At 68.9% G+C, this 19,226-nt stretch carries 21 protein-coding genes and 1 pseudogene; 9 read left to right on the top strand and 13 right to left on the bottom strand.

Annotation, left to right across the window (positions count from 1 at the left end):
* Window positions 1-131 precede the first annotated feature (131 nt).
* Window positions 132-266, bottom strand: a pseudogene (locus tag HEP81_RS41935) (MFS transporter); the annotation flags it as partial.
* On the opposite strand from HEP81_RS41935, the gene HEP81_RS38360 reads away from it, so the two are divergent.
* Window positions 238-426 carry a hypothetical protein gene (locus HEP81_RS38360; protein WP_157854679.1) on the top strand — a complete coding sequence of 63 codons (189 nt, stop codon included), beginning with the start codon at window positions 238-240 and terminating at the stop codon, window positions 424-426. The pseudogene HEP81_RS41935 and the gene HEP81_RS38360 sit on opposite strands and share 29 nt — an antisense overlap.
* Before the next feature lie 198 nt (window positions 427-624).
* A complete protein-coding gene (locus HEP81_RS38355) occupies window positions 625-1,329 on the top strand; it encodes a DUF4232 domain-containing protein (RefSeq protein ID WP_190276077.1) in 705 nt (234 codons plus the stop codon).
* An 8-nt stretch (window positions 1,330-1,337) separates the two neighbouring features.
* Here the strand turns inward: HEP81_RS38355 and HEP81_RS38350 are convergent, their stop codons facing one another.
* From HEP81_RS38350 to HEP81_RS38295, 12 genes are all read right to left on the bottom strand, one after another.
* A complete protein-coding gene (locus HEP81_RS38350; protein WP_157854646.1) occupies window positions 1,338-1,559 on the bottom strand; it encodes a hypothetical protein in 222 nt (73 codons plus the stop codon).
* Between the two features lie 178 nt (window positions 1,560-1,737).
* The gene (locus HEP81_RS38345) at window positions 1,738-3,228 is read right to left on the bottom strand and encodes a class I adenylate-forming enzyme family protein (RefSeq protein ID WP_243279743.1); all 1,491 of its coding nucleotides are present in this window, start codon (window positions 3,226-3,228) and stop codon (window positions 1,738-1,740) included.
* The gene (locus HEP81_RS38340; protein ID WP_037662929.1) at window positions 3,225-3,482 is read right to left on the bottom strand and encodes an acyl carrier protein; all 258 of its coding nucleotides are present in this window, start codon (window positions 3,480-3,482) and stop codon (window positions 3,225-3,227) included. Before HEP81_RS38340 ends, HEP81_RS38345 begins: the two co-directional genes overlap by 4 nt.
* Window positions 3,469-4,767 (bottom strand): type III PLP-dependent enzyme domain-containing protein, encoded by a 1,299-nt coding sequence (locus HEP81_RS38335; protein WP_051850637.1) that lies wholly within the window; start codon window positions 4,765-4,767, stop codon window positions 3,469-3,471. Before HEP81_RS38335 ends, HEP81_RS38340 begins: the two co-directional genes overlap by 14 nt.
* Window positions 4,760-5,683 carry a hypothetical protein gene (locus HEP81_RS38330; protein WP_157854648.1) on the bottom strand — a complete coding sequence of 308 codons (924 nt, stop codon included), beginning with the start codon at window positions 5,681-5,683 and terminating at the stop codon, window positions 4,760-4,762. The genes HEP81_RS38335 and HEP81_RS38330 overlap by 8 nt, the downstream gene beginning before the upstream one ends.
* A gap of 19 nt (window positions 5,684-5,702) precedes the next feature.
* Entirely contained in the window at window positions 5,703-6,749 is a 1,047-nt protein-coding gene (locus tag HEP81_RS38325; RefSeq protein ID WP_037662932.1) for a GNAT family N-acetyltransferase, read from the bottom strand.
* Window positions 6,750-6,769: 20 nt separating this feature from the next.
* Window positions 6,770-7,282, bottom strand: coding sequence for an AAA family ATPase (locus HEP81_RS38320; protein WP_157854650.1), 513 nt, complete (start codon window positions 7,280-7,282; stop codon window positions 6,770-6,772).
* A gap of 28 nt (window positions 7,283-7,310) precedes the next feature.
* Window positions 7,311-7,982 carry a histidine phosphatase family protein gene (locus HEP81_RS38315; RefSeq protein ID WP_051850638.1) on the bottom strand — a complete coding sequence of 224 codons (672 nt, stop codon included), beginning with the start codon at window positions 7,980-7,982 and terminating at the stop codon, window positions 7,311-7,313.
* Entirely contained in the window at window positions 7,979-9,214 is a 1,236-nt protein-coding gene (locus HEP81_RS38310) for a hydroxymethylcytosylglucuronate/cytosylglucuronate synthase (protein ID WP_051850639.1), read from the bottom strand. The genes HEP81_RS38315 and HEP81_RS38310 overlap by 4 nt, the downstream gene beginning before the upstream one ends.
* A 2-nt stretch (window positions 9,215-9,216) precedes the next feature.
* Window positions 9,217-10,251, bottom strand: coding sequence for a class I SAM-dependent methyltransferase (locus HEP81_RS38305; protein ID WP_037662935.1), 1,035 nt, complete (start codon window positions 10,249-10,251; stop codon window positions 9,217-9,219).
* A complete protein-coding gene (locus HEP81_RS38300; protein ID WP_051850640.1) occupies window positions 10,248-11,480 on the bottom strand; it encodes a DegT/DnrJ/EryC1/StrS family aminotransferase in 1,233 nt (410 codons plus the stop codon). Before HEP81_RS38300 ends, HEP81_RS38305 begins: the two co-directional genes overlap by 4 nt.
* The gene (locus tag HEP81_RS38295; RefSeq protein WP_157854652.1) at window positions 11,477-12,415 is read right to left on the bottom strand and encodes a radical SAM protein; all 939 of its coding nucleotides are present in this window, start codon (window positions 12,413-12,415) and stop codon (window positions 11,477-11,479) included. The genes HEP81_RS38300 and HEP81_RS38295 overlap by 4 nt, the downstream gene beginning before the upstream one ends.
* Before the next feature lie 575 nt (window positions 12,416-12,990).
* Between HEP81_RS38295 and HEP81_RS38290 the strand changes: the two genes are divergently transcribed.
* The 7 genes from HEP81_RS38290 to HEP81_RS38260 are packed head-to-tail and all read left to right on the top strand — an operon-like array spanning window position 12,991 to window position 18,816.
* A complete protein-coding gene (locus tag HEP81_RS38290; RefSeq protein WP_051850641.1) occupies window positions 12,991-13,548 on the top strand; it encodes a TIR domain-containing protein in 558 nt (185 codons plus the stop codon).
* A gap of 55 nt (window positions 13,549-13,603) precedes the next feature.
* Window positions 13,604-14,305 carry an aspartyl/asparaginyl beta-hydroxylase domain-containing protein gene (locus HEP81_RS38285; protein WP_051850642.1) on the top strand — a complete coding sequence of 234 codons (702 nt, stop codon included), beginning with the start codon at window positions 13,604-13,606 and terminating at the stop codon, window positions 14,303-14,305.
* A 32-nt stretch (window positions 14,306-14,337) separates the two neighbouring features.
* Window positions 14,338-14,910, top strand: a complete 573-nt coding sequence (locus HEP81_RS38280) for a GNAT family N-acetyltransferase (RefSeq protein ID WP_157854653.1) — start codon at window positions 14,338-14,340, stop codon at window positions 14,908-14,910.
* A gap of 8 nt (window positions 14,911-14,918) precedes the next feature.
* Complete coding sequence (locus HEP81_RS38275) at window positions 14,919-16,166, top strand: MFS transporter (protein WP_037662941.1); 1,248 nt, start codon at window positions 14,919-14,921, stop codon at window positions 16,164-16,166.
* A 9-nt stretch (window positions 16,167-16,175) separates the two neighbouring features.
* On the top strand, window positions 16,176-17,171 hold the full coding sequence (locus HEP81_RS38270; RefSeq protein ID WP_037662943.1) for a thymidylate synthase: 996 nt from the start codon (window positions 16,176-16,178) through the stop codon (window positions 17,169-17,171).
* A 25-nt stretch (window positions 17,172-17,196) separates the two neighbouring features.
* A complete protein-coding gene (locus HEP81_RS38265) occupies window positions 17,197-17,934 on the top strand; it encodes a hypothetical protein (protein WP_037662946.1) in 738 nt (245 codons plus the stop codon).
* 42 nt (window positions 17,935-17,976) lie between these two features.
* Window positions 17,977-18,816: a class I SAM-dependent methyltransferase gene (locus HEP81_RS38260; RefSeq protein WP_051850644.1), complete on the top strand. Its 840-nt coding sequence runs from the start codon at window positions 17,977-17,979 to the stop codon at window positions 18,814-18,816.
* Window positions 18,817-19,226: the final 410 nt, after the last annotated feature.

Here is a 19,226-nt window from a genome sequence, read left to right as displayed (position 1 = left end):
TCCGGCCGATGCCCGAATCTGTCGTTTACCGAGGAGGTTAGGCGTGCAGCGCGGGAAAGTAAACAGATTCGGGTGACATTCGGGCATGAACAGACATCGGCGGGGACAACCGGACACGCTCCGGCACAGCCGGACAGGAGGCAGCTGAACGCGTCGGCGATCACGGTGACGACCGGGCTGAACAGGCCGATCGCCGCCCCACCCAGCGGTGACCCGACCGCGATGGAGCTTCAGTCCGTGGACTCGAACCGCGCGTTGCCTACCAGCCTCGTGGTCATCCCGCGGCGGTGGACCATCGAGCGCACCTTCAGCCGGCTCATGCACCACCGCCGCCTCGCCCGCATCACGGCGCCCGCGTTCTCGCCGACATGCGAGGCCGTCCCATCGGACGGGACGAAGCCCGGCGCCTGCTGGTCGGCGGCGTAGCCGCCTGCAACGCCGGATCACCGGGTTCGCCCCGTTTCGCACAAGGAAATGTCACGGAACATCAACTCGCCTGTCACAGCGGCACCTTGATTCAACCCTCACCGCAACGGCCCGTCCGGAAGCGCACATCCCCAACAACGAACGACAGCGGCTCGCCAGTTCGAGCGGACCGGACAAGACCACTTCGCAGGAGTGCACATGCGTGTCAAGAAAATCTCCGCCCTCGCCGTGATCGTCGCCGCGGCAGGCCTCTCGTTGACCGCGTGCGGTGGCAGCGGCGGTTCGAGCACGGCCGCGCAGAGCAGCACGCCGGCTTCCGCGAGCAACTCCGCAGGCGGCCAGGGCACCACCGGCGCTTCCTCCAGCGACACCAGCGGCAGCACGGGAACCTCGACCAGCGGCAGCACGAGCGGCGGGAACGACACCGGCACCAGCGGCAGCACAGGGAAAAAGGCCGCCGCCCGGACCGGGACCGCGTCGGGCGCCATGTGCAAGACCGACCACCTCGGCTTCAGCGCCGCGTCCGCGGGAGTCGAGAACGAGATCGTGGTCAACCTGAAGAACACCGGCTCCGCCACCTGCAGCATGCACGGCTTCCCCGGCGTCCAGCTCCTCGGTGCCGACGGCCTGGGCGACAAGGGCCCCGACGCGGCCCGCACCGACACCACCGCGCCCACCGTGACCATCGCCCCCGGCGAGGAGACCCGCTTCCTCCTCCACTACATCCCCGACACCAGCGGCTCCGGCAAGACCTACACCAAACTCGCCGTCACCCCGCCCAACGAAACCGTCTTCGACGTCATGAACCTCGACGGCCTGAACATCACCGTCCCCGCCACCACCGGCAACGCCCCCGACGTCTACGTCGACCCCATCGGCTACCACACCGGCACCGGCAAGTGACTCCAGCGTCAGTCGGCGAGGCCGGGAGCCTCGTCGGCACGCGCGCCGGCGCCGAGGGTCCGCCGGGGGGCCGGAGGCGCCGCCCGCTGGGCGCCGAGCACGCCACGGGTGCGCAGTTCCTCCACGTCGGGCAGACGGACTCCGGGGAGGTCGTCAAGCAGGTCGGTCCGGACGGCGCGGATGCTGCGCGGGGCCTGAGGGCCGGCGCCAAGTGTGCGGCGGGCAGTCACGCGGTCATGGTACGGGGGATGCTGTGCTCCCGGCCGGCCGCTGTACATCTGCACGAAGGGCTTCCGCCCCCGCGTCACAACGCGACGCCGATCCCGGAGGGGCTTGAGCGGTCCAAGCCGTTGAACCGCCGAGGGCCCCGCATCCAGCCAACCCTGGATGAGGGCCGGCGCGCGGGCCTCAACCGGCCTCCTGCCGGGACAGCCGGGCCCGGTCGGTCTTCCCGTTGGAGCTGAGCGGAAACCGGTCGAAGACCCGGCACCGATCGGGCACGCGCGCCGGATCCAGCAGCGTGCCGAGGTGACGCAGCACCTCGGTCGGCGTGAGCGTCGTGACCACGCAGAGCACCATGTCCCGGCGGTCGGTGGGGGGCAGCAGCACGGCATGGTCCACCCCCGGTATGTCCCGGGCGGCGGACTCGATCTCGGCGGCGCTGGTGCGCACACCGCGGCGCTTGAACATGTCGTCGCCACGACCGTGGAAGTAGAGGTAGCCGTCGCCGTCGAGATGCCCGAAGTCCCCGGTGTGCAGCCGCACCTCGCCGGTGTGCGGATCGGTCCGGAAGCGCGCGGCGGTCAGCTCGGGCGCCCGCCAGTACCCGGCCATCACGTGCGGTCCGCTGACCACGATCTCGCCCGCCTCGCCGGGTGCGGCGGGAAGACCGTCCGCCGTCAGGATGCGGATGCGTGTGCCGTCGAGCGCGCGGCCTACCGAACCGGGCCTGCGCAGGTCGCCGTCGACCTCCAGTACGGAGATCCGCTTGCACTCCGTGGTTCCGTACATCAACTGGATGCCCGCGCGGGGAAAGTGCTCGCGCAATTGGGCACGCACCGCCTGGGGGAGATCTTCACCGGTGTTGGTGAAGAGGCGGATCCGGCTCGGTCCGGGGTCGCGCCGGGCGCTGTGCAGGAGCATGGTCGCGAGTGAGGGCACCAACGGCACGACGGTGGCGCCGCGTTCTCGCGCGACGGCGGCCAGCCGCAGGTCCGCCTTCCGGGAGAGCAGCACCAGATGGGCACCGGCCAGGGCGCACAGGAAGACCTGGTAGAGGCCGTAGTCGAAGGAGAGGGGCAGGCGGCAGAGGACGATGTCGTCCGTCCGGTAACGCAGCCGCGCCGCGACGGCGCGGGTCGCCCACAGGACCCTCCCGTGTGGAGAGACGACCGCTTTGGGTGCGGCGGTGCTGCCGGAGGTGTAGATAAGCAACGCGGTTTGCGCCGGGGCGACTTCGGCGCGCGGGTGCGTCATCGGGCCGCCCGGTCGCCCTACCTCCGCCCAGACCTCTTGCAGGCTGCACGCCGTGTCCGCTGTCTCGTCGATCCGGTCGGTGATGACAAGGCGGGGTCGGGCGTCCGCGACGACCTGGCCCAGTTGGTACGCCGTTGTCGCGGGGCCGAGCGGCACGAAGACCGCCCCCGCCCGCAGACAGCCGTAGAGGATGGCGACGAACTCACGGCTCGCGGTGGCGCACACCACCACACGGTCCCCGGCGGACACGCCCCGGCGGCGCAGCCACTGCGCGAACTCACAGCTGTGCTCAGCGAGTTCGGCGTAGCTCCAGTCACCCTCGTCATCGGTCACGGCCAGCTCACCCCCGTGGGCGGCTGCCGCGTGGTCCAGCACGTCGACGACATGGCGCAGGGTCGGCCCCTGCCGTGCCTCGACGGTCACAGCGTCGGCTCCCGGGAGAGCTGTCGGCTCAGGACCGACCACAGGGCGGCGGCGGTGCGGAAGGTCTCGCGGTGGAGGCTGTCGTCGGGGAAGCGCACGTCATACGCCTGTTCCAACGTGCTCAGCAGCTCGACCGCGGCCATGGAGTCGATACCGAGGTCGATGAGCTCGGCATCGGGCGACAGCGGCTCGTCGGGAGAGAGATAGGGCAGCGCAGCGCGCAGCAGTGCCTCGAATCGGTCATCCCATGGCATCGTCTTCCCACTCCCTTTCGACAGGCACACGTTTCAGTTCCAGGCGGGACGCGGAGACGACGCTCCCGCCGCGTACCACCAGCTCGGTCGGGGCGGGCCTGCTGAGGAAGCCGAGCAGGCCGGTGGTCAGGCCGTAGGCGCCGACGTTCGGGATTGCGATCCGGTCGCCTGGCCGCAGTCGCGGTACCGGCACCTCCCGGCCGAGCAGGTCGGCCGGAGTGCACAGCGGCCCGACGATACGTGCTGACGTCACGGCCGGGCCGGAGACCTGGGCTGCGTCGGAGGCGTCGGCCGCCCGCGGGATATCGACGGGCTCCACGGACAGGGGAAGCAACCTCCCCGTCCCGGAGAGTCCGCCGAGCGCGTTGACCCCCGCGTCGAGCACCACGAACTGCTTTCCCTTGCTGTTCTTCACCTCGGTGACGGTGCAGATCAGCGTGCCGCAGTCGGCGACGAGATGTCTGCCCGACTCGAAGGCGATCACGGGGGCTCCCGTGCGCCACTCCGGGAACAGCAGGTCCAGGTCCTGCCGGAGCACCTGTGCCAGCCCGGGGTAGCCGGGCCGTCGACCGGACTGCGTGTAGGGAGCGGCGAAGCCGCCGCCGAGGTCCAGCATCCGCGGTGCAAACCCGTACTGGTCGCATACCTCCGCGGCAGTGGCGATACTGCGACGGAGTTCCTGGATCAGGCTCGGTTCGTCGACGGCGTTGGTCATCGAGAACAGGTGGAGGCCGGCGAGGTCGATCCGCGGACACCGCGCGGCCGCCGCGAGCGCCGGGCCGAGGAGTTCCAGGTCGATTCCGAACTGCGAGGGTGTACCGGTCATGTGCAGGCCGCCGGCCGGGGCCGCACGCGCCCCGTTCACGCGCAGCAGTACACGCGGCCAGCGGTCGTCGACGGCCGCGATCCGGTCGAGCCGCCGCAGTTCGTGCGCCGATTCCACGGAGAAGTCGAGGACCCCGTGCCGCAGGGCGTGCGCGATCTCGCCGTCCGTCTTTCCGGGCCCTGTGTACAGGATTTCGGCGCCGCGGAACCCGGCACCGAGCGCGCAGGCCAGCTCTCCCACCGAGCTGATCTCCGCTCGGCAGCCGGCGATCCGCAGTGCCCGTACGACGTCGTCGTGCGGGTTGGCCTTGAGGGAGTAGTAGAGGAGGCTCGGTGCCGGAAGCGTCGCTCGCAGGTCTTCCACGGCGGCCGTCACCCGATCCAGGTCGTACACGTACACCGGGCCGGGGTAGCACTGGGCCAGCTGATCCTCCCATGCCGCGGCGCCGAGGTCAGCCATGCGCGTCGAAGCGGTCACGCAGGGCCGACAGGAACGCCCAGTAGGGCGCACTGCCGGGCTGCCGCCCGGAAAGGACGTCCGCGAGCATGATGCGGTGCCGGGGCTCGGCCCGGCTCACCCGGACGCTGTTGGTGGCATCCGGTGCCGGGCAGGTCACCAGGTGGCTGGTGCGGATGCCGTCGGCGTCGTTGAGGGCCCGGGCCCAGGCAACGCACTTGATCTGCTGCACGTTCTCGACCACCAGCACATGTGTGGTGTCGACGCCCGCCAACGCCTCGATGACGGGCCGGCGGTAGTGCGAGATGTTTGACCGGTAGTAGTCGTAGAGGTAGGTGAAACGGGTCCCCCGCGGATAAGGGTTGTCGTCGACGAGGCGGTGCAGGCCGTCGAGGCCTGCCTGGGGAACGCGGTCGTGGTCCGCCGCGGTCTGTGCCTTGATGGTGGCCCATGCGACCGGCTCACCGGTGCGTACGAACGTCGCGTCGACGCGGCCCCGTGCCCAACGGGTCCCGAGGCCGGCGACGTACTCGGCGACCCGTTGCCAGTCCGCACACCGCTCCTCGCCGCTGGGCACCAGGTGCGTTTCCTCGCCGCTTCCGAGGAAACCGACCATCGGCAGTCCGAGCGCCTCCGCCACCCGGAGCCCGATCAGGAGATCTCCCGCGACGGAGGCGGTGAGCCCGGATATCCGCCCGGACGAGTGGTCGATGCACGGCGAGGCCAGCACACAGGTCGCGGCGCGCCAGTCGGCTGCTCCCAGGAGACCGACCACGGGCAGCTCTGTGCTGATCTCGTCGTCCGCCGACCGCATCCCGAGCCGTCTCAGGTGGCCCTCGCGGTCCGGGTACATGCCGTGCATCGCATCGGAGACCCAGGCCAGTGGACCGTAGGAACCCTGCACAGGGGGATGGTTCATCCGGAAAGACCTCCGCCTCTCAGCTGCCGTAGGTCGCGGCGACATGGCGCGCACCCCGTCCGCGCTCGGACGCGGCTGTCCTGTGTCGGTCGAACCTGACTCGCTCCCCGAGCAGGTCCCTGGTCGCCGCGCATACCGGCCAGGCCACGTCGACACGCGGGATCGCGCGCGAGGCCAGGGCGTCCTTGAGCGGCCCGCTACCGCCGAGCATGTCGTAGGTCGCGATACCGCTGCCGTGCCACCGGCGGTGCAGACCGATGGTGGTCAGGAACGCGCCGGGAGACAGCCTGGCGAAGGTCTCGGCGTAGGAACTCTGCATGCCGTAGACCACGTCACCGAGGCGCATCTCCATGAAGTACGCGGCCGGTACACCCCCGGCCGTCGCGAGAGTGAGCAGGCACTCGTCCCGCCTCAGCAGCGCGCGGTAGAACGCCAGCTCCCCTGCGTCGAGATGGGTGCCCCGACGCGCTTTCCATGATCGTCTCTCGATGTTTTCCATCATGTCGATCGCGGCATCTTCACGCACCGTCGTCACCTCGAACTCCCGGTCCCAGCGCCGGACCCGGCGCCAGAACGTCCGGCCGAAATGCCGTTGCGCTCCGATCAGCATGTCCGCACCGTCGTCGTGCCAGTCGATGACCGGATTCGGAAGGCGCACCACCACTGCGGTGTCCGGCTGATCTGCCAGGCACTCGACGACCGGGGCGTTTCGTTCCGTCTCGTGCAGATGAAAGGCCCTGGCGCCGATTCTCTCCACGGACCGGAGCAACTGCGTGCGCAACATGTCCGCGTCACCGAAAGGCTCGTTGGCCAGAAAGGGCTCGCGCGGTATGAGCGTGCTGATGACGCCGTTTGGCCGCTGCCGAAGAACGCCGACGGCCATACCGCCGTCCCCTTCGATGACCAACAGCGCCACCTCGTGCCGCCCGATGGCTTTGACGCGCGCGGCGAGGGCGGCCGGCTGCCAGTACGGCAGGTGCGCACCGCCCGACCACAGGTCGTTCACCGCGGACGAGCTCAACAGCCCGCGCATCTCCTCACCGGTCACGAGCAGGGTCACTTTCATCGCACGCTCCCCCGATAGCGTCAGGACAGCCAGCCGCTCAGGCCGACGATTTCCTCAGCGATCTCGTCGAGTTCGCGGTCCGCATCGATCAGATGGTCCCCGATCCCGTTCCGGGCCATGATGTCGGTGAGTTCTTTCGCCCTGGCGAGATTGCGGGCGAGTCCCCGACCGCGTTCCCTTTGGCGCATACGGTCTTCCAGCGTCGCCTCGTCCACGTGCAGCCGGTAGACCGAGATGTCGGCGCCCGGCACCGCCTGTTCGATGAGCCGCGTGTCCTCGCGGCTTTCCACGACTCCGCTCAGGACGAGCCGGTCGGCGCCGGCCTCACGGAAGTTGGCCCACACGGCTGCGAGGTTCTTGGCACCGAGTACCCGGTTGAAGCGGTCGCGGGAGTCGGGAACGTAGCACCAACGGATGTTGTCCATGTCGATCAGGGCGTGGGCGACCTTACGTTCCCTCAGGATTTCGCGGATCTCCCAGCAGGTGACGGTCTTGCCGGTGCCGGAAGGCCCGGTGACCACGATGACGGGCACATGTGCCATAGCGCTGCAATTCCAATCGTCAATGCCATGAAGGCGGTGCCGTGAACTGCCCCGGCGGCTCGGGAGCACCTCTTGGCTCCGGCAACTGTGCGGTGTTCAGGGCGATTGCCGTCGCCAGTGTCAGGTTTTCATCCACTTCCAGCAGGTGGAAGCGTCCTTGGTCGTGTCGGAAGACCCGGTTGCGCTCCAGGGGCACCTCGAGCAGATGGCACAGCAACCAGCTCGACGGGCCGCCGTGCGAGACGACGAGCACCCGCTCGGCGCCGAGCGCTGCGGCCTCCCGCGCCACCGACCTCATCGCCACGACCAAGCGCCGGCTCGCCGCGCGTACCGACTCCTCTCCGGGAGGATCGACCAGGTCGGTCGAGACGCGTGCCAGCGCCGTCTGCGCCGGCCCGATCCGCGCCGCGATCTGCGGCAGCGTGAGGCCGGCCAGGGAGGGGAACGAGCGCTCCCCCAGGTCCTCGTGCAGACGGGCGTCGAGGCCGAGTCCGGTGCCCGCGAGTGTCCAGGTCTCCACCGCGCGGCGCAGCGGGGAACACCAGACGGCGTCGGGCGCGAAACGCCGCAGGACGGGACGCAGGGCGACGGCGTGCGTCCGCCCGTCCTCGGTCAGAACCCGGCGGTCGTCGGGCAGGTAGACCTCCGAGGAGCTGATCGCCGCGGTGTGCCGGAGGAAGGCCAGGATCACCCGGCCTCCTGGCGCTCCGGCGCGGACTGCTCCGCGAGTACTTCGGTGAGGCGCTGCACCACCTGGTGTGCTCCGCGGCTGCCCGTCCGGCCGAGCAGACCGCCCCAGTCCCGCACCGCACGGGAATGCTCGATGGCGGTGGTGATATCCCGCTGTAGTCGGTGCCGCACCCAGGGATGTGCCTGGCGCGCAGCGCGCTCGATCGCCCCGTAGACGACTGACAGGGCCGCGTGTTCACCCCGTGCTCGTACGGCGTCGACCTGCCGCGGATCGAGGACTTCCGACGGCCACGGCACCCGGCAGGCCGCCTCGACCGCCGAGGCGAAGCGGTCCCCGTTGAGGATCTGGCTGACGTTCTGCGGTGGAATGCAGACGGTGGGCAGGCAGCGCTGGCCGGCCTCCAGCAACGTGGTCAGGCCCGGCGAGGTGACCAGCAGCTGAGCCTGGTCGAGGAGGTCCAGGAACTCCTCGTGGGAGCGCGGCCCGGCGTTCACCGCGATGCCGGTGGGGATGTCCCGCTCCGGAAGCACGGTGGCGTCGATGTTGCCGCAGATCTCCAGGGTGCGGAAGCCGGCGTCCGACAGTGCCCGGACGGCCGGTTCCGCGACCAGCCCGGAGTAGGCGTTGGCACTGCCTTGGCTGAAGGGCGAGTGCAGCCCACCGAAGTTGAGCACGGCCAAGCCGGGCGTACGCGCCCGCTGGGTGGGCGCCGGGGCGCTGAGGATCGCCTCGGTCCACGTCAGCCGCTCTATTCTGCGCAACTGCTCCCAACAGGTCCGGGGCAGGGACTCGCACAACTGGGCGCAGTAGTGGGTCACGTCGTGGGGAATCGTGTCCTTGTCGGTCCACAGGTAGGGCAGGCTGTCCACGAAGACCGTGGGGCAGCCCGCGGCGAGCAGGGCCGCGGCGAACTTCGAGTCCAGTACAACCAGGGCGGCGGTCACCTGGTGCCGTCGCAGCAGGTCCCGGAGTTCGCCGGTGCTGCTCGGCTGGTCGTACCACGTGTCCACGGGCAGCTTCGCGAGCAGAGATCGGCCGAGCACCGTGCCGACTCCGATGAGCCGTGGCGGGGGCGCGGTGCGGGCCGTGAGTTCGGTCAGGACGGCGTGCAGTTTTCCGGCGCTCCCCCAGCCGAAGTCGTGCCCGCAGAAGACGACCGTGGGCCGGGCGGCGCCGGCCGGTGCCGGGACGTCCCGCCACGGTACCGGGGCTGTCCTGTCTTCACCGGCCATGGTCAGGGCCCTTCCGTGCCGGGTGCGGACGGCATGGGTGTCCGTCCGACGCACAGCATCATGTCCCCCAGGTCCAGCAGACGGGCGGGGGTGCGCAGATGGCGCAGGAGCGGATAGGTGGCTTTGGCCCAGCCGGGCGCGTCCGGGCACTCCGTGAGCGTCTCCGACAGCTCACGGGCCCGGTAGGCGGCGTCGCGTTCCTGGTGGCTGAAGGTGACAGTGGCGAATCCGGCGCGACGGAGCATGGCGCGCAGCGAGCCCCGGCCGAAGTAGGTGAGGTGGCTGGGGGGTGCGAGGAACTCCCAGGCGTGCAGTACGGGGGCGAATACTCTCCGGCTCACGGTGTGGACGAGCCCGTCGGCCCTCGGCGTCGAGATGAGCAGCACTCCGCCGGGGCGCAGGGCCCGCGCTGCCGCCCGGACGACATGGAAGGGATTCACCATGTGTTCGAGGGAGCTGAGGATGGTCACCGCGTCGAATCGTCGGTCGAAGTCGATGTCGGGCAGGTCCCCTTGGTAGACCGTCAGCCCGTAGTGCTCGGTGGCGTAGGTGAGGGCGAGCCCGTCGATGTCCGACCCGGCGACGTCGTATCCGCGGTCGCGCAGGAGCGCCGCGAAGTGCCCGTGATCGCATCCGACGTCGAGGACGGACTGCCCGGGCGGGACGTTGGCCAGTACCGCTGCCACCGATGGTGCGTACTTGCTGCGGATCACCTCGGGCGAGTAGGGCTTCCATGTTCGTTTGTTGTAGTAGGCCCACATGTCCTGTGCGGTCGGCATGGGATCGACCCAGAGGAAGCCGCAGGCCAGGCACTCGGCGATGCGGAAGCCGCGCCGCCAGGTGGCTGGTCGGGTGCTGGCGGACCCGCATGCCTCACATGCGCGCACGTCCGAGTGCGCGGGATGGGCGGCGCGGACGAGCGCGGACGCCTGCTCTCGGGTCAGGGGGGCTTCTCCGTCCCGCAGGCCGAGGTACAGAGCGTCCGCGGATGCCTTGTCGCCACCCGGGGCGCCGGCCGTGGGATCGTCGACGGTCACGTGGCCTCCTGGCCGAAGATGGTGACCACTTTCCGGATGGCCTTGATCGTGTAGTCGATGTCCTCTTCGTCCAGCCCCGGCCCCATCTCGATGCAGATCTGCCGGGACAGCACGCCCCGCGCGAGGGGCGCGGTGTTCCTGCCGTAGTCGGGACGGTGCTCCGCGGGCAGCGCCCGGTAGAGGGAGGGGCGCTGCTCACGGATCCAGTCGATGTCGAGCAGATGCGGGTGGGAGGGGTCGCAGCCCACGTTCTCGGCGCGGACGGCGTCGACGATGGCGTTCCGGTGCGCAGCGAGCCGGGCCGGCAGCAAGGCGTTCTGCTTGAAGTACGCATGGGTGCTGCCGGGAGCCACCTCGGGGAATTGCAGTCCGAGGTCGGCCAGGCCCGCGCGCAGCAGCTCGGCGAGTTTGGTCCTGGTCCGCAACTCGGTCTCCAGCCTGGACAGTTGCCAGCGGCCGAGCACCGCCTGGATCTCCGTCATGTTGTAGCTGAAGCCCATCTCCCGGTAGTCGAACCAACCGGTGCCCTTGCCCTTGTGCGCCAGTGCCCGCGCGGTGTCGGCGAACTGCTCGTCGTCGGTGACGACGATGCCGCCCTCGCCGACGGCGATGTGCTTGCGGCAGCAGAGGCTGAAGGCCGCGGCGAGACCGAATGTGCCGGTTTTCGTGCCGTCCCAGAGGGCGCCGTGCGCTTGGCCGCAGTCCTCGACGAGGGTGAGCCCGTGCTGCCGTGCCAGAGTGGCCAGTTCAGTCATCGGGCAGGGCTGTCCGTACATGTGCACCGGCACGATCGCGCTCGTGCGGTCGCTGATCTTGCGGGCGCAGTCGACCGGATCCATCGCCCAGCCGGCCGGGTCGATGTCGACGATCACGGGGACCAGACCGGCCTGGATCAGCGCGGACAGCGCCGATACATAGGCGTTGGCGGGGACCAGCACTTCGCTGTGCTCGGGCAGTCGGGCGGCAAGGTAGGAGACGTGCAGGGCAGCGGTCCCCGAACTGACCGCGACGGCATGGCGCCTGCCGAACCACTCGGCATAGGCCGCCTCGAACTCGGCGACTTTCGTGCCGCCGTAGAACCTGGCGAGCTGACCGCTGTCCAGGACGCGGAGGGCCTCTTCTTTGGCTGCCTCCGCGATGACCGGATCCGCCGCCTTCTTCGTCGCGCGGACCGGGGAGCCACCGTTGATGGCGAGCATGCCGGAGTCCGGCCTGGTGTTCGTGGTCACAGTGATTCCTCGGGTGCGACGGAAGCGGCCAATTCCCTCAGGACGTGGTTCATCGCTTTGGAACTCGGGTCGCACCGGGAGCATGACCTGTTCGTGCCGGTGGCGCAGCGGTCCCGCAGACTGTGGGCCTCCAGGCTGTTCCAGGCGTCCTGCGCGCGCCACCGCAGGACGTTTCCGAGCGGCGGATCGGCGTAGACGAGCATGTTGCACCCGAAGATGTCGCCGGTGTCAGCGCGCACGTACGAGGTGAAGGTCGGCACCGTGCAGGGCTCGGGGCCGGCATCGAGGAAGGGGTCGTCGGCCGCGACCATCCGGGTCCCCGCCTGGGACATCCGTTCCCTAAGTCTCGGTATGAGTTCCTGCATGCGCGCCCGCTGAACCGCGCTGGGCCGGAGCGCGTCGTCGCCCCGGACGGGGATGAGGTGCCACCACGACGGCGGGTTGGGCTGTGTCCGGAGCGTTTCGCCCAGCGATGCGAGGTCGTCCGCCCCCAGCGCCTGCAGCACCGTGTTGACGCCGTAGTCCATCTTCGCTTCGTGGAGGTCCGCGACCGCCTCCATACAGCGGTCGAAGAGACCTGGGGTGCCGCGTATCCGGTCGTGCTTCTCTCGCAGCGCATCGATGCTCAGCACCATCTCCGTGCATCCGCTGTCGATCAAGGCACGGATTTTACCGGGGCCGAGAATGCGCCCGTTGGAGATGACCGATACCCGAACGCCTTCCGCGGCTGCCTGACTTACGAGTTCCGGCAGCTCGGCGAAGATCAGTGGTTCACCGCCGGTGAAGCGCACGGCGCGTGGCCGGAGAGACAGCACCGCCGACAGTACATTCCGGTAATGGGCGAGTGGCAGATCGGCTCTCGGAGCGAGCCAGCACTCACACATATTGCACCGGGCATTGCAATTGTCGAACAGCCCGAAGTAGACCAGTTCCATGGAGGGTGGTGCGCTTAACGGAATTTGTGCGTCCACGTCTCGGCCCCCTGGCGCAAAGATCCTCTCAGCAGCAGGAAGATTTCGTTGCCGAAGTCGTCGGCCACCGCTGCTGAATAGACACCGGGCCGACCGTAACATCGATTTCCAATCACCCGCAACCTCTCTTATTGGCCAACATCATCCGGGCCGTGGCCTTGACACGGACTTCGGTTCACTCGAAGCTTGCAGTCGACCCGTCATTTGCCGCAATGACGAGTAAAACTCGGGGGAACGCACGTGCGAAATCCATCACTCACTCTTCCGCGCCGAGCAGGACGCCGGGTACCCCGAGGCGGCTCGCTGCCCTGGAAGAGGCCACGGCGCTCGCCACTCAGACGCCGTGAAGTCGCAGCACATGGGAGTGGCAAGTTTCGGCCTTAGGAGAAAACCTCCTGTCGCGGGTGTCGGAATCCGCGGGCGCCGGAATCGCCGGCGAACTGACGTCAGGTGTACCGCACGGGGTCATCAACGCCCGTGACACCGGAGAATCCGCACCTGTCCCACACCAAATCTTCTACAACGGAGGGAACCTCTCGGTGAGCCACCCCGAATCGCTTCCCCTGTCCGCCGACGAGCCACCGCACCCTGACGGGAGCAGACCGCTGGTCTTCGTCGGTGGCCCCTTCAAAGGGCTGCTCGACCCGGAGACGGGGCTTCTTCCGGACCGGCACCGCAGCAACTACCGGGCTCTCATCGACCACTTCACCGCGCTGGGGTTCGAGGTGGACAACGCCCATCGCCGGGAATCCTGGGGGGCCGAGGTCATGGCCGCGGACGTGTGCACCCGGCTGGACTATCTCGCACTGCGCAAGGCCGTACTCTTCGTAGCGTATCCCGGAGACCCGCCCTCGCCGGGCACGATGGTGGAGATCGGCTGGATGTCGGCCATGGCCAAGCCCATGATCCTCCTCATCGAGCGAGGTCAGGAAGTGCCGCCGCTCGTCGCGGGGGTGCACACCATCGCTCCGGTCCGATACGTCGGTGTCGAGGACGGGAGATTCGATCCGGACGAACTCGACCGGGTCACCACCGAGTTGCTCGGCCCGGTCATTCCGGCCGGCGGCCGAGCCGAGCTCGTGACGCCACGCACCTGAGACCGGTAGGCGAACTGACGTACGCGGGGGTGTGGTTGTGCCGAGAATTCTTCCCATGCTGGTGAAGTGGATCGAAAAGCAGATGGTCCACCACTCCCGCTTCGACGACAGCCCGTTCATCCCACAATCGGCGTTCCCGTGGAGCCGTGGACTCGAAGGCAACTGGCGTGACGTCAGAGCCGAACTCGACGCCCTGCTGGAGCACCGCGAAGCCCTGCCCAACTTCCAGGACATCTCGACCGACCAACGCCGCATCACCGACGACGACCAGTGGAAGACCTATTTCTTCTACGGTTACGGGTTCCGGTTCGACGCCAACTGCGCACGGTGCCCGCGGACAGCTGAACTGCTGGCCCGGGTACCCGGTCTGAAAACGGCCTTCTTCTCGATCCTCGGCCCGCACAAACATGTGCCACCGCACCGCGGCCCCTACAAGGGCGTGGTCCGCTATCACCTCGCGCTGAAGATCCCGTCGCCCGAGAACGCCTGTGGTATTCGCGTCGGCGGACAAGAGGCGCACTGGAGTGAGGGGACCGGGATGTTCTTCGACGACACCTACGTACATGAAGCCTGGAACGGGACCGACGAGGACCGTGCCGTGCTGTTCATGGATGTCGTACGGCCGATGGCCTTTCCGTACTCCCTGGTCAACAACATGGTGATCCAAGGGATCGCCCGGAGCCGGTTCGTCCAGGAGGCCAAGGGAAATCAGGACGCCTGGGAGCGACGCTTCGCTCAGTTGCTGGATCGGAAGTAGCGGCACTGCCCTGCTCGAGGAGAGGACGGTTCGTGGTGACACCAGGAAAGCGGGTTGCTCTACGCGCCCTGGAACCCGAGGACGCCGACGTGGTCTACACATGGTTCCAGGAGGATTACTTCCGCGACATGTTCGGCTACCGCTACCCGGTGGGCCGCGGCGGCTGGCGGGACTGGATCGAAAGGCACGGCAAACCCTCGTACCACGACGCGACCTTCATGCTGTACTCGCCCGAGGACGGCGCCGCCCTCGGGCTCGGTGCGCTGCGTAACCCCGGCTCCGAGGACAGGTCGGCCGAGGTCTCGCTGGCACTGGGGGACATCAGCAACCGAGGGCTTGGCCTCGGCCGCGAAGCCGCGCTGCTGATGGCCGAATTCGGCTTCCACGTCATGGGACTGCGCCGCATCTACGCCTGGGTCCTCGCACAGAACCTGCCTGCGGCCGCCGCGTGTCAGGCGGCCGGCGCCGTCCAGGAAGGGATCGCGCGCAAGGCCCGGCTGATCAATGGCACCCCGGTCGACGCAGTGCTCTACGGCGTCCTCGCCGAGGAGTTCGCCGAGCGGATGAGGGTGCTCCACCGGCAGTCGGACACCTCTCAGGTCTGACCGTCGCGATGAGTGAGAACCCGGCGCCGGTGTCCGGCCCGGCCGAGGCGGGTACCCGCCCGGGTCGGCCCCGGTTCGGCCGCGACTTCTGGCTGCTGTGGTTCGGGCAGGGAGTCTCCAGCGTGGGCTCGGCGGCCAGCGATCTGGCCTACCCCCTGCTCGTACTGCACCTTGGCGGGACCCCGTTCAAGGCGGGCCTCGTCGGGCTGGTGAGCACGGGTTCGCGACTGCTGCTGCGCCTGGTGGCAGGACTGGTGGTCGACGTCTGCTCCAGGAAGCGTGTTCTGATCTGGTGCGACGTCGGCCGGGCCGCCACGGCCGGTGGCCTTGCCGCGGCGGTTGTGACCGGAACGGCCGGCTACCCCCTCATCCTGGGGGCGGCCTTCCTCGAAGGTGCGTTCTCGGTGTTCTTCTTCTCGGCGGAGCGCGCGGTGCTCCCGTATCTCGTCCCACGCACGCGGCTGAGCGAGGCCATCGCGCACAACCAGATCTACCTCCAGGCCGCGACCATCGCCGGAGCGCCCGTCGGCGGGTTTCTGTTCTCGCTCGGAGCGCCGGTGCCGTTCCTCGTCGACACCGGGTCCTACCTCGTGTCGCTTGCCGCCGTGCTGGGCATCACCACCCGCCTCTCCGGCACGGAGCACAAGGTGCCGCTGGCCACGTCGGAACTGTTCCAGGGCATGCGCTGGGTCTGGCACGACCGGCCGGGCCGGGCGAGCCTGGTCTATCTCTGCGGCATCAACGCGATCGTCGCGGCGATGCCGCTGGGCGTCATCGTCGGTCTGCGTACGGCCGGTGTCGCACCGGCGGTCATCGGGATACTGCTCGCGTGCGGCGGTATCGGCGGGGCCGCCGGGGCGCTGGCCGTGCCGCAACTGCGCACGAAGTACCGTGACGGCGCCCTGCTGATCGCCCTGGGGTGGCTGTGGCCCCCGATGCTCGCGGTCCTCGCCGTCAGCTCGGCACCCTGGGCCGTGGCGATCGTGATCTTTCTACTCGCTACGACCATCGCCCCGACACAGAGCATCATCTTCGGCTATCAGACGGCGCACGCACCGGACGAGTTGCAGGGCCGCGTGCACTCGGCGGTGAACCTGCTCAGCAATGCCGTCACGCCATTGGCGCCGGCGGTCGTGGGAGCACTGGTGAGCTGGGGAGGCTTCCCCGCGACAGGTGCGGCACTGGCCGTGGGCGCGCTCACGATGATGGCGTGCGCCACCACATCTCGTTCCATCCGACAGTTCTCCAACCGCTGAGGAGCACAGATGCCCCCCTACGACACGTTCGCACAGGCCTATGCCGGAGAGCTGGAGAACATCCTGTCCCAGGGCGCCAAGGTCCCGTCCGTGCGGGATCCGCTGTCCAAGGCTTCCGGCTTCGGTGGTCAGGACAGGCCCTACCGTGAGCTGCTCGCACACACCTTACGCATCGGCTCACCGCGGTCCTGCCTGGCCTTCACGCCCCTGCTGCCGGTCCACCTCCCCTACTGCTTCGGCCTGGCGGCATGGTCGCTGGACGGCAGGGACGATGTCGGCACACCCGCCTACTACCGTCGCGGCGCCTACGAATACTCCGACGACCAGCACACGTTGAGCGGGGCGTTCGGCCGACGGCTGCTCGCCGCGGCGTCGGGGAACCAGTTGGAAGCGATCATCGATCGGATCCGGCGGGACCCGGCGCATCGCCGGACATTCGCAGTCATCCTCGATTCATCGGACCACTTCACACAGTCCCGCGAGCACCCCTGTGCCGCCGGCGTCCAGCTGTTCCTGCGTGACGGCGCGCTCACCTGGATCACCGTGATGCGGGCGCAGCAGGCCCTGACCGTGCTGCCCTACGACGCCTTCTTGTTCATGGTGATGCACCAGGTCGCCGCCGCCCTGCTGGATGCCGCCTGCGGCCCCTACATCCATCAGTCCGGCACCTTCCATGTGTACGAGAACGAGGTCGAGTTGGTCGGCAGGCTGATCTCACAACCGGTGACACCGGTGGAGCTGCCCGCCCTGCCCAGCGGCCCGGACGACGTGCGCGCCGCCGTACGAGAACTCGTGGACCTCGAACGCGGACTGCGTACGGCGGCCGAAGCGGGTGACAGCGCGGCCGTGGACCGCTTCGCCGCCACGAAAGCGTCCTTCGCCTTCACCGAGGTCGCCAGGGCCTGCCTCACCACCTTCGCCTACCGCAAACTCGGCGACGCCGAGACCGTCGTCAAGAGCCCCGCCGTCACCCCTGCGGTCACCGATCTCATGGCAGCGATCTGACGCGCGGAAGGAGCGGAGGAGAGCAGTGGCCAGTCACCAGGGTTTCCCACCGCACGGCTTCGTCACCGGTTCCGGCCGCTGCGGTACGACATCTCTCGCCGCGGCCCTCGACCGCACGGCCGTCTCCCGCGCGGGCACCCGCGTCCGGGCACGGCACGAGACACACGCGAGGGAACTGGTCCGCCGTCTGCTCGCCGGTGACCAGGAAGGCGCCGTCGCCCTGTTGCACAGCATCGGACCCGGAATAGAGGTCTCGCCGTACCTGGTGTTCCTCGACAACCGGCCGCTGCCCGAGGTGCCGCTCGTCGCCCTGTGCCGGGACGGCCGCAAAACCGTGGCCTCCGGGATGAACGACGGGTGGTACTACTGGACCGTGCGGCCACGCGAGGCCCACTGGTCACGGCTGCAACCCGCCTTCCCCGGCGACCGTTTCGAGAAGTGCTGCCGCTTCTGGTCGTGGACCTACCGCAGGCTGCTGGACTGGGATGCGCCGATCTTCCGCATGGAGGACATCCTCGTCCCCGGCCCGGAGCGGAACCGGCTGTGCGAAGCGCTCGGGCTGTCGCCGCTGCCCGATGCGCTGCCACGCAAGAACCACGATCGGTTCGGCAAGGCGAAGTTCGCCGTACTCAACAGGCGGCGGGCGACCGGCCCACAGGACTGGACGCCGGCCATGCGTGCGACGTTCGAGACACACTGCGGCGAGATCATGGATGTGCTCTATCCGGGCTGGCGCCACACCGGATGGGGCGGTGGTGCATGAGCATGCGGCCGGATGCCGGTTCCTACGGGGTAGGCTCCCGACATGTCGGGAGCCACGGAACACAGGGACGTCATCCCCGGGGACGAAGCGCGAGATCTGAACCGGCGCAGCTGGGACGAGCGCGCACTGGCCCATGGGCAGAACCCGTCGTACTACGACACGGAGAGCTTCCTCGCCGGCGGCAGCACGCTCCGGGACCTGGATGTCGAACTGGCCGGGGACGTCGACGGACGTGATCTCCTCCATCTCCAGTGCCACTTCGGACTCGACAGCCTGAGCTGGTCCCGGCAAGGCGCCCGCGTCACCGGAGTGGACTTCTCACCGGTGGCGATCGGGCGCGCACGGGAACTCGCCCGGCGCACCGGCCTGGCTGCCGACTTCGTCACCGCAGACGTTCTCGACCTGCCCGCGGACCTGACGGGAAGCTTCGACGTCGTATGGGCCTCCTACGGCGTGTTCGCCTGGATCGGAGACCTCCGGGCGTGGGCACGGAGCGCCGCACGGGCCCTACGGCCGGGCGGCCGACTCGCCGTTGTCGATCTCCATCCGCTCGCGCGCATGATCGAGCAACGAAATCCCCTCGTGGTCGACTCCCCGTACGCCGACGACGGGCCGCACCACTATTCCAGCGCGACGAGCTACGCCGCCCCCGACAGGCCGCTGGAGAACCGGGAGACCGTCCAGTGGTCCCACTCCCTCGGCGAGCTGGTGTCCGCATTCGCAGCCGCCGGCCTGCGGATCGACACCGTGGAGGAACACCTGACGAGTGAACGGAACGACCGGGACGGCGTCCTCACCCAGGGGGCCGACGGGCTCTGGCGGCTGCAACTCTGGGAGTACCCCCTTCCGGTCCTCTTCAGCATTCGCGCCACGAAGCCGTAGGTATCCGCCCGGCCCATCGCCAGGGCCCCGGAGGGTCCGTAGCCTCGCTCGCCGCCTTCTTCGTCAGGTGCTTCGCGGCTCTGCGAGGCGGCTGTCCCCTCCGTCCGCCGGCAGGTCCAGGCTGCGGCTGACGCGGCGGGTGAGATCGACCGGGACATATCCCAATGGGGTCGGGCCAGATATTCATCCTCGCTGTATTGATCAACAACAGGACGCATCCTGCCGTCGTGATCGTGTGCGTCCGCGAGCTCGCCGGCTGTGTCGCCTACGCCTGCGCGGCCATCGAGGAAACGATCCCTCTGCCCACCGGCGAAGAGGCTGGCACGCGTCTGAAGGTGCGGCCGCGCCGTCAGCACCGGATCTACGACCCGGGTGGTAGGGACGGATCTCCGCGACCCCACGGGCAGGGG

The sequence above is a fragment of the Streptomyces griseofuscus genome, assembly GCF_014673495.1.
Taxonomy (GTDB): domain Bacteria; phylum Actinomycetota; class Actinomycetes; order Streptomycetales; family Streptomycetaceae; genus Streptomyces; species Streptomyces murinus.
Note: the sequence above shows the minus strand (reverse complement) of the source record. Positions and strands in the feature narration are given on the sequence as shown.

What these genes read in the sequence shown, in the direction of transcription:
- HEP81_RS38295 (WP_157854652.1), bottom strand. Translation starts at nt 12,415, where the DNA reads ATGGAACTGGTCTACTTCGGGCTGTTCGACAATTGCAATGCCCGGTGC.
- HEP81_RS38285 (WP_051850642.1), top strand. Translation starts at nt 13,604, where the DNA reads ATGCTGGTGAAGTGGATCGAAAAGCAGATGGTCCACCACTCCCGCTTC.
- HEP81_RS38335 (WP_051850637.1), bottom strand. Translation starts at nt 4,767, where the DNA reads ATGGCTGACCTCGGCGCCGCGGCATGGGAGGATCAGCTGGCCCAGTGC.
- HEP81_RS38330 (WP_157854648.1), bottom strand. Translation starts at nt 5,683, where the DNA reads ATGAACCATCCCCCTGTGCAGGGTTCCTACGGTCCACTGGCCTGGGTC.
- HEP81_RS38340 (WP_037662929.1), bottom strand. Translation starts at nt 3,482, where the DNA reads ATGCCATGGGATGACCGATTCGAGGCACTGCTGCGCGCTGCGCTGCCC.
- HEP81_RS38325 (WP_037662932.1), bottom strand. Translation starts at nt 6,749, where the DNA reads ATGAAAGTGACCCTGCTCGTGACCGGTGAGGAGATGCGCGGGCTGTTG.
- HEP81_RS38260 (WP_051850644.1), top strand. Translation starts at nt 17,977, where the DNA reads ATGTCGGGAGCCACGGAACACAGGGACGTCATCCCCGGGGACGAAGCG.
- HEP81_RS38275 (WP_037662941.1), top strand. Translation starts at nt 14,919, where the DNA reads ATGAGTGAGAACCCGGCGCCGGTGTCCGGCCCGGCCGAGGCGGGTACC.
- HEP81_RS38310 (WP_051850639.1), bottom strand. Translation starts at nt 9,214, where the DNA reads ATGGCCGGTGAAGACAGGACAGCCCCGGTACCGTGGCGGGACGTCCCG.
- HEP81_RS38270 (WP_037662943.1), top strand. Translation starts at nt 16,176, where the DNA reads ATGCCCCCCTACGACACGTTCGCACAGGCCTATGCCGGAGAGCTGGAG.
- HEP81_RS38355 (WP_190276077.1), top strand. Translation starts at nt 625, where the DNA reads ATGCGTGTCAAGAAAATCTCCGCCCTCGCCGTGATCGTCGCCGCGGCA.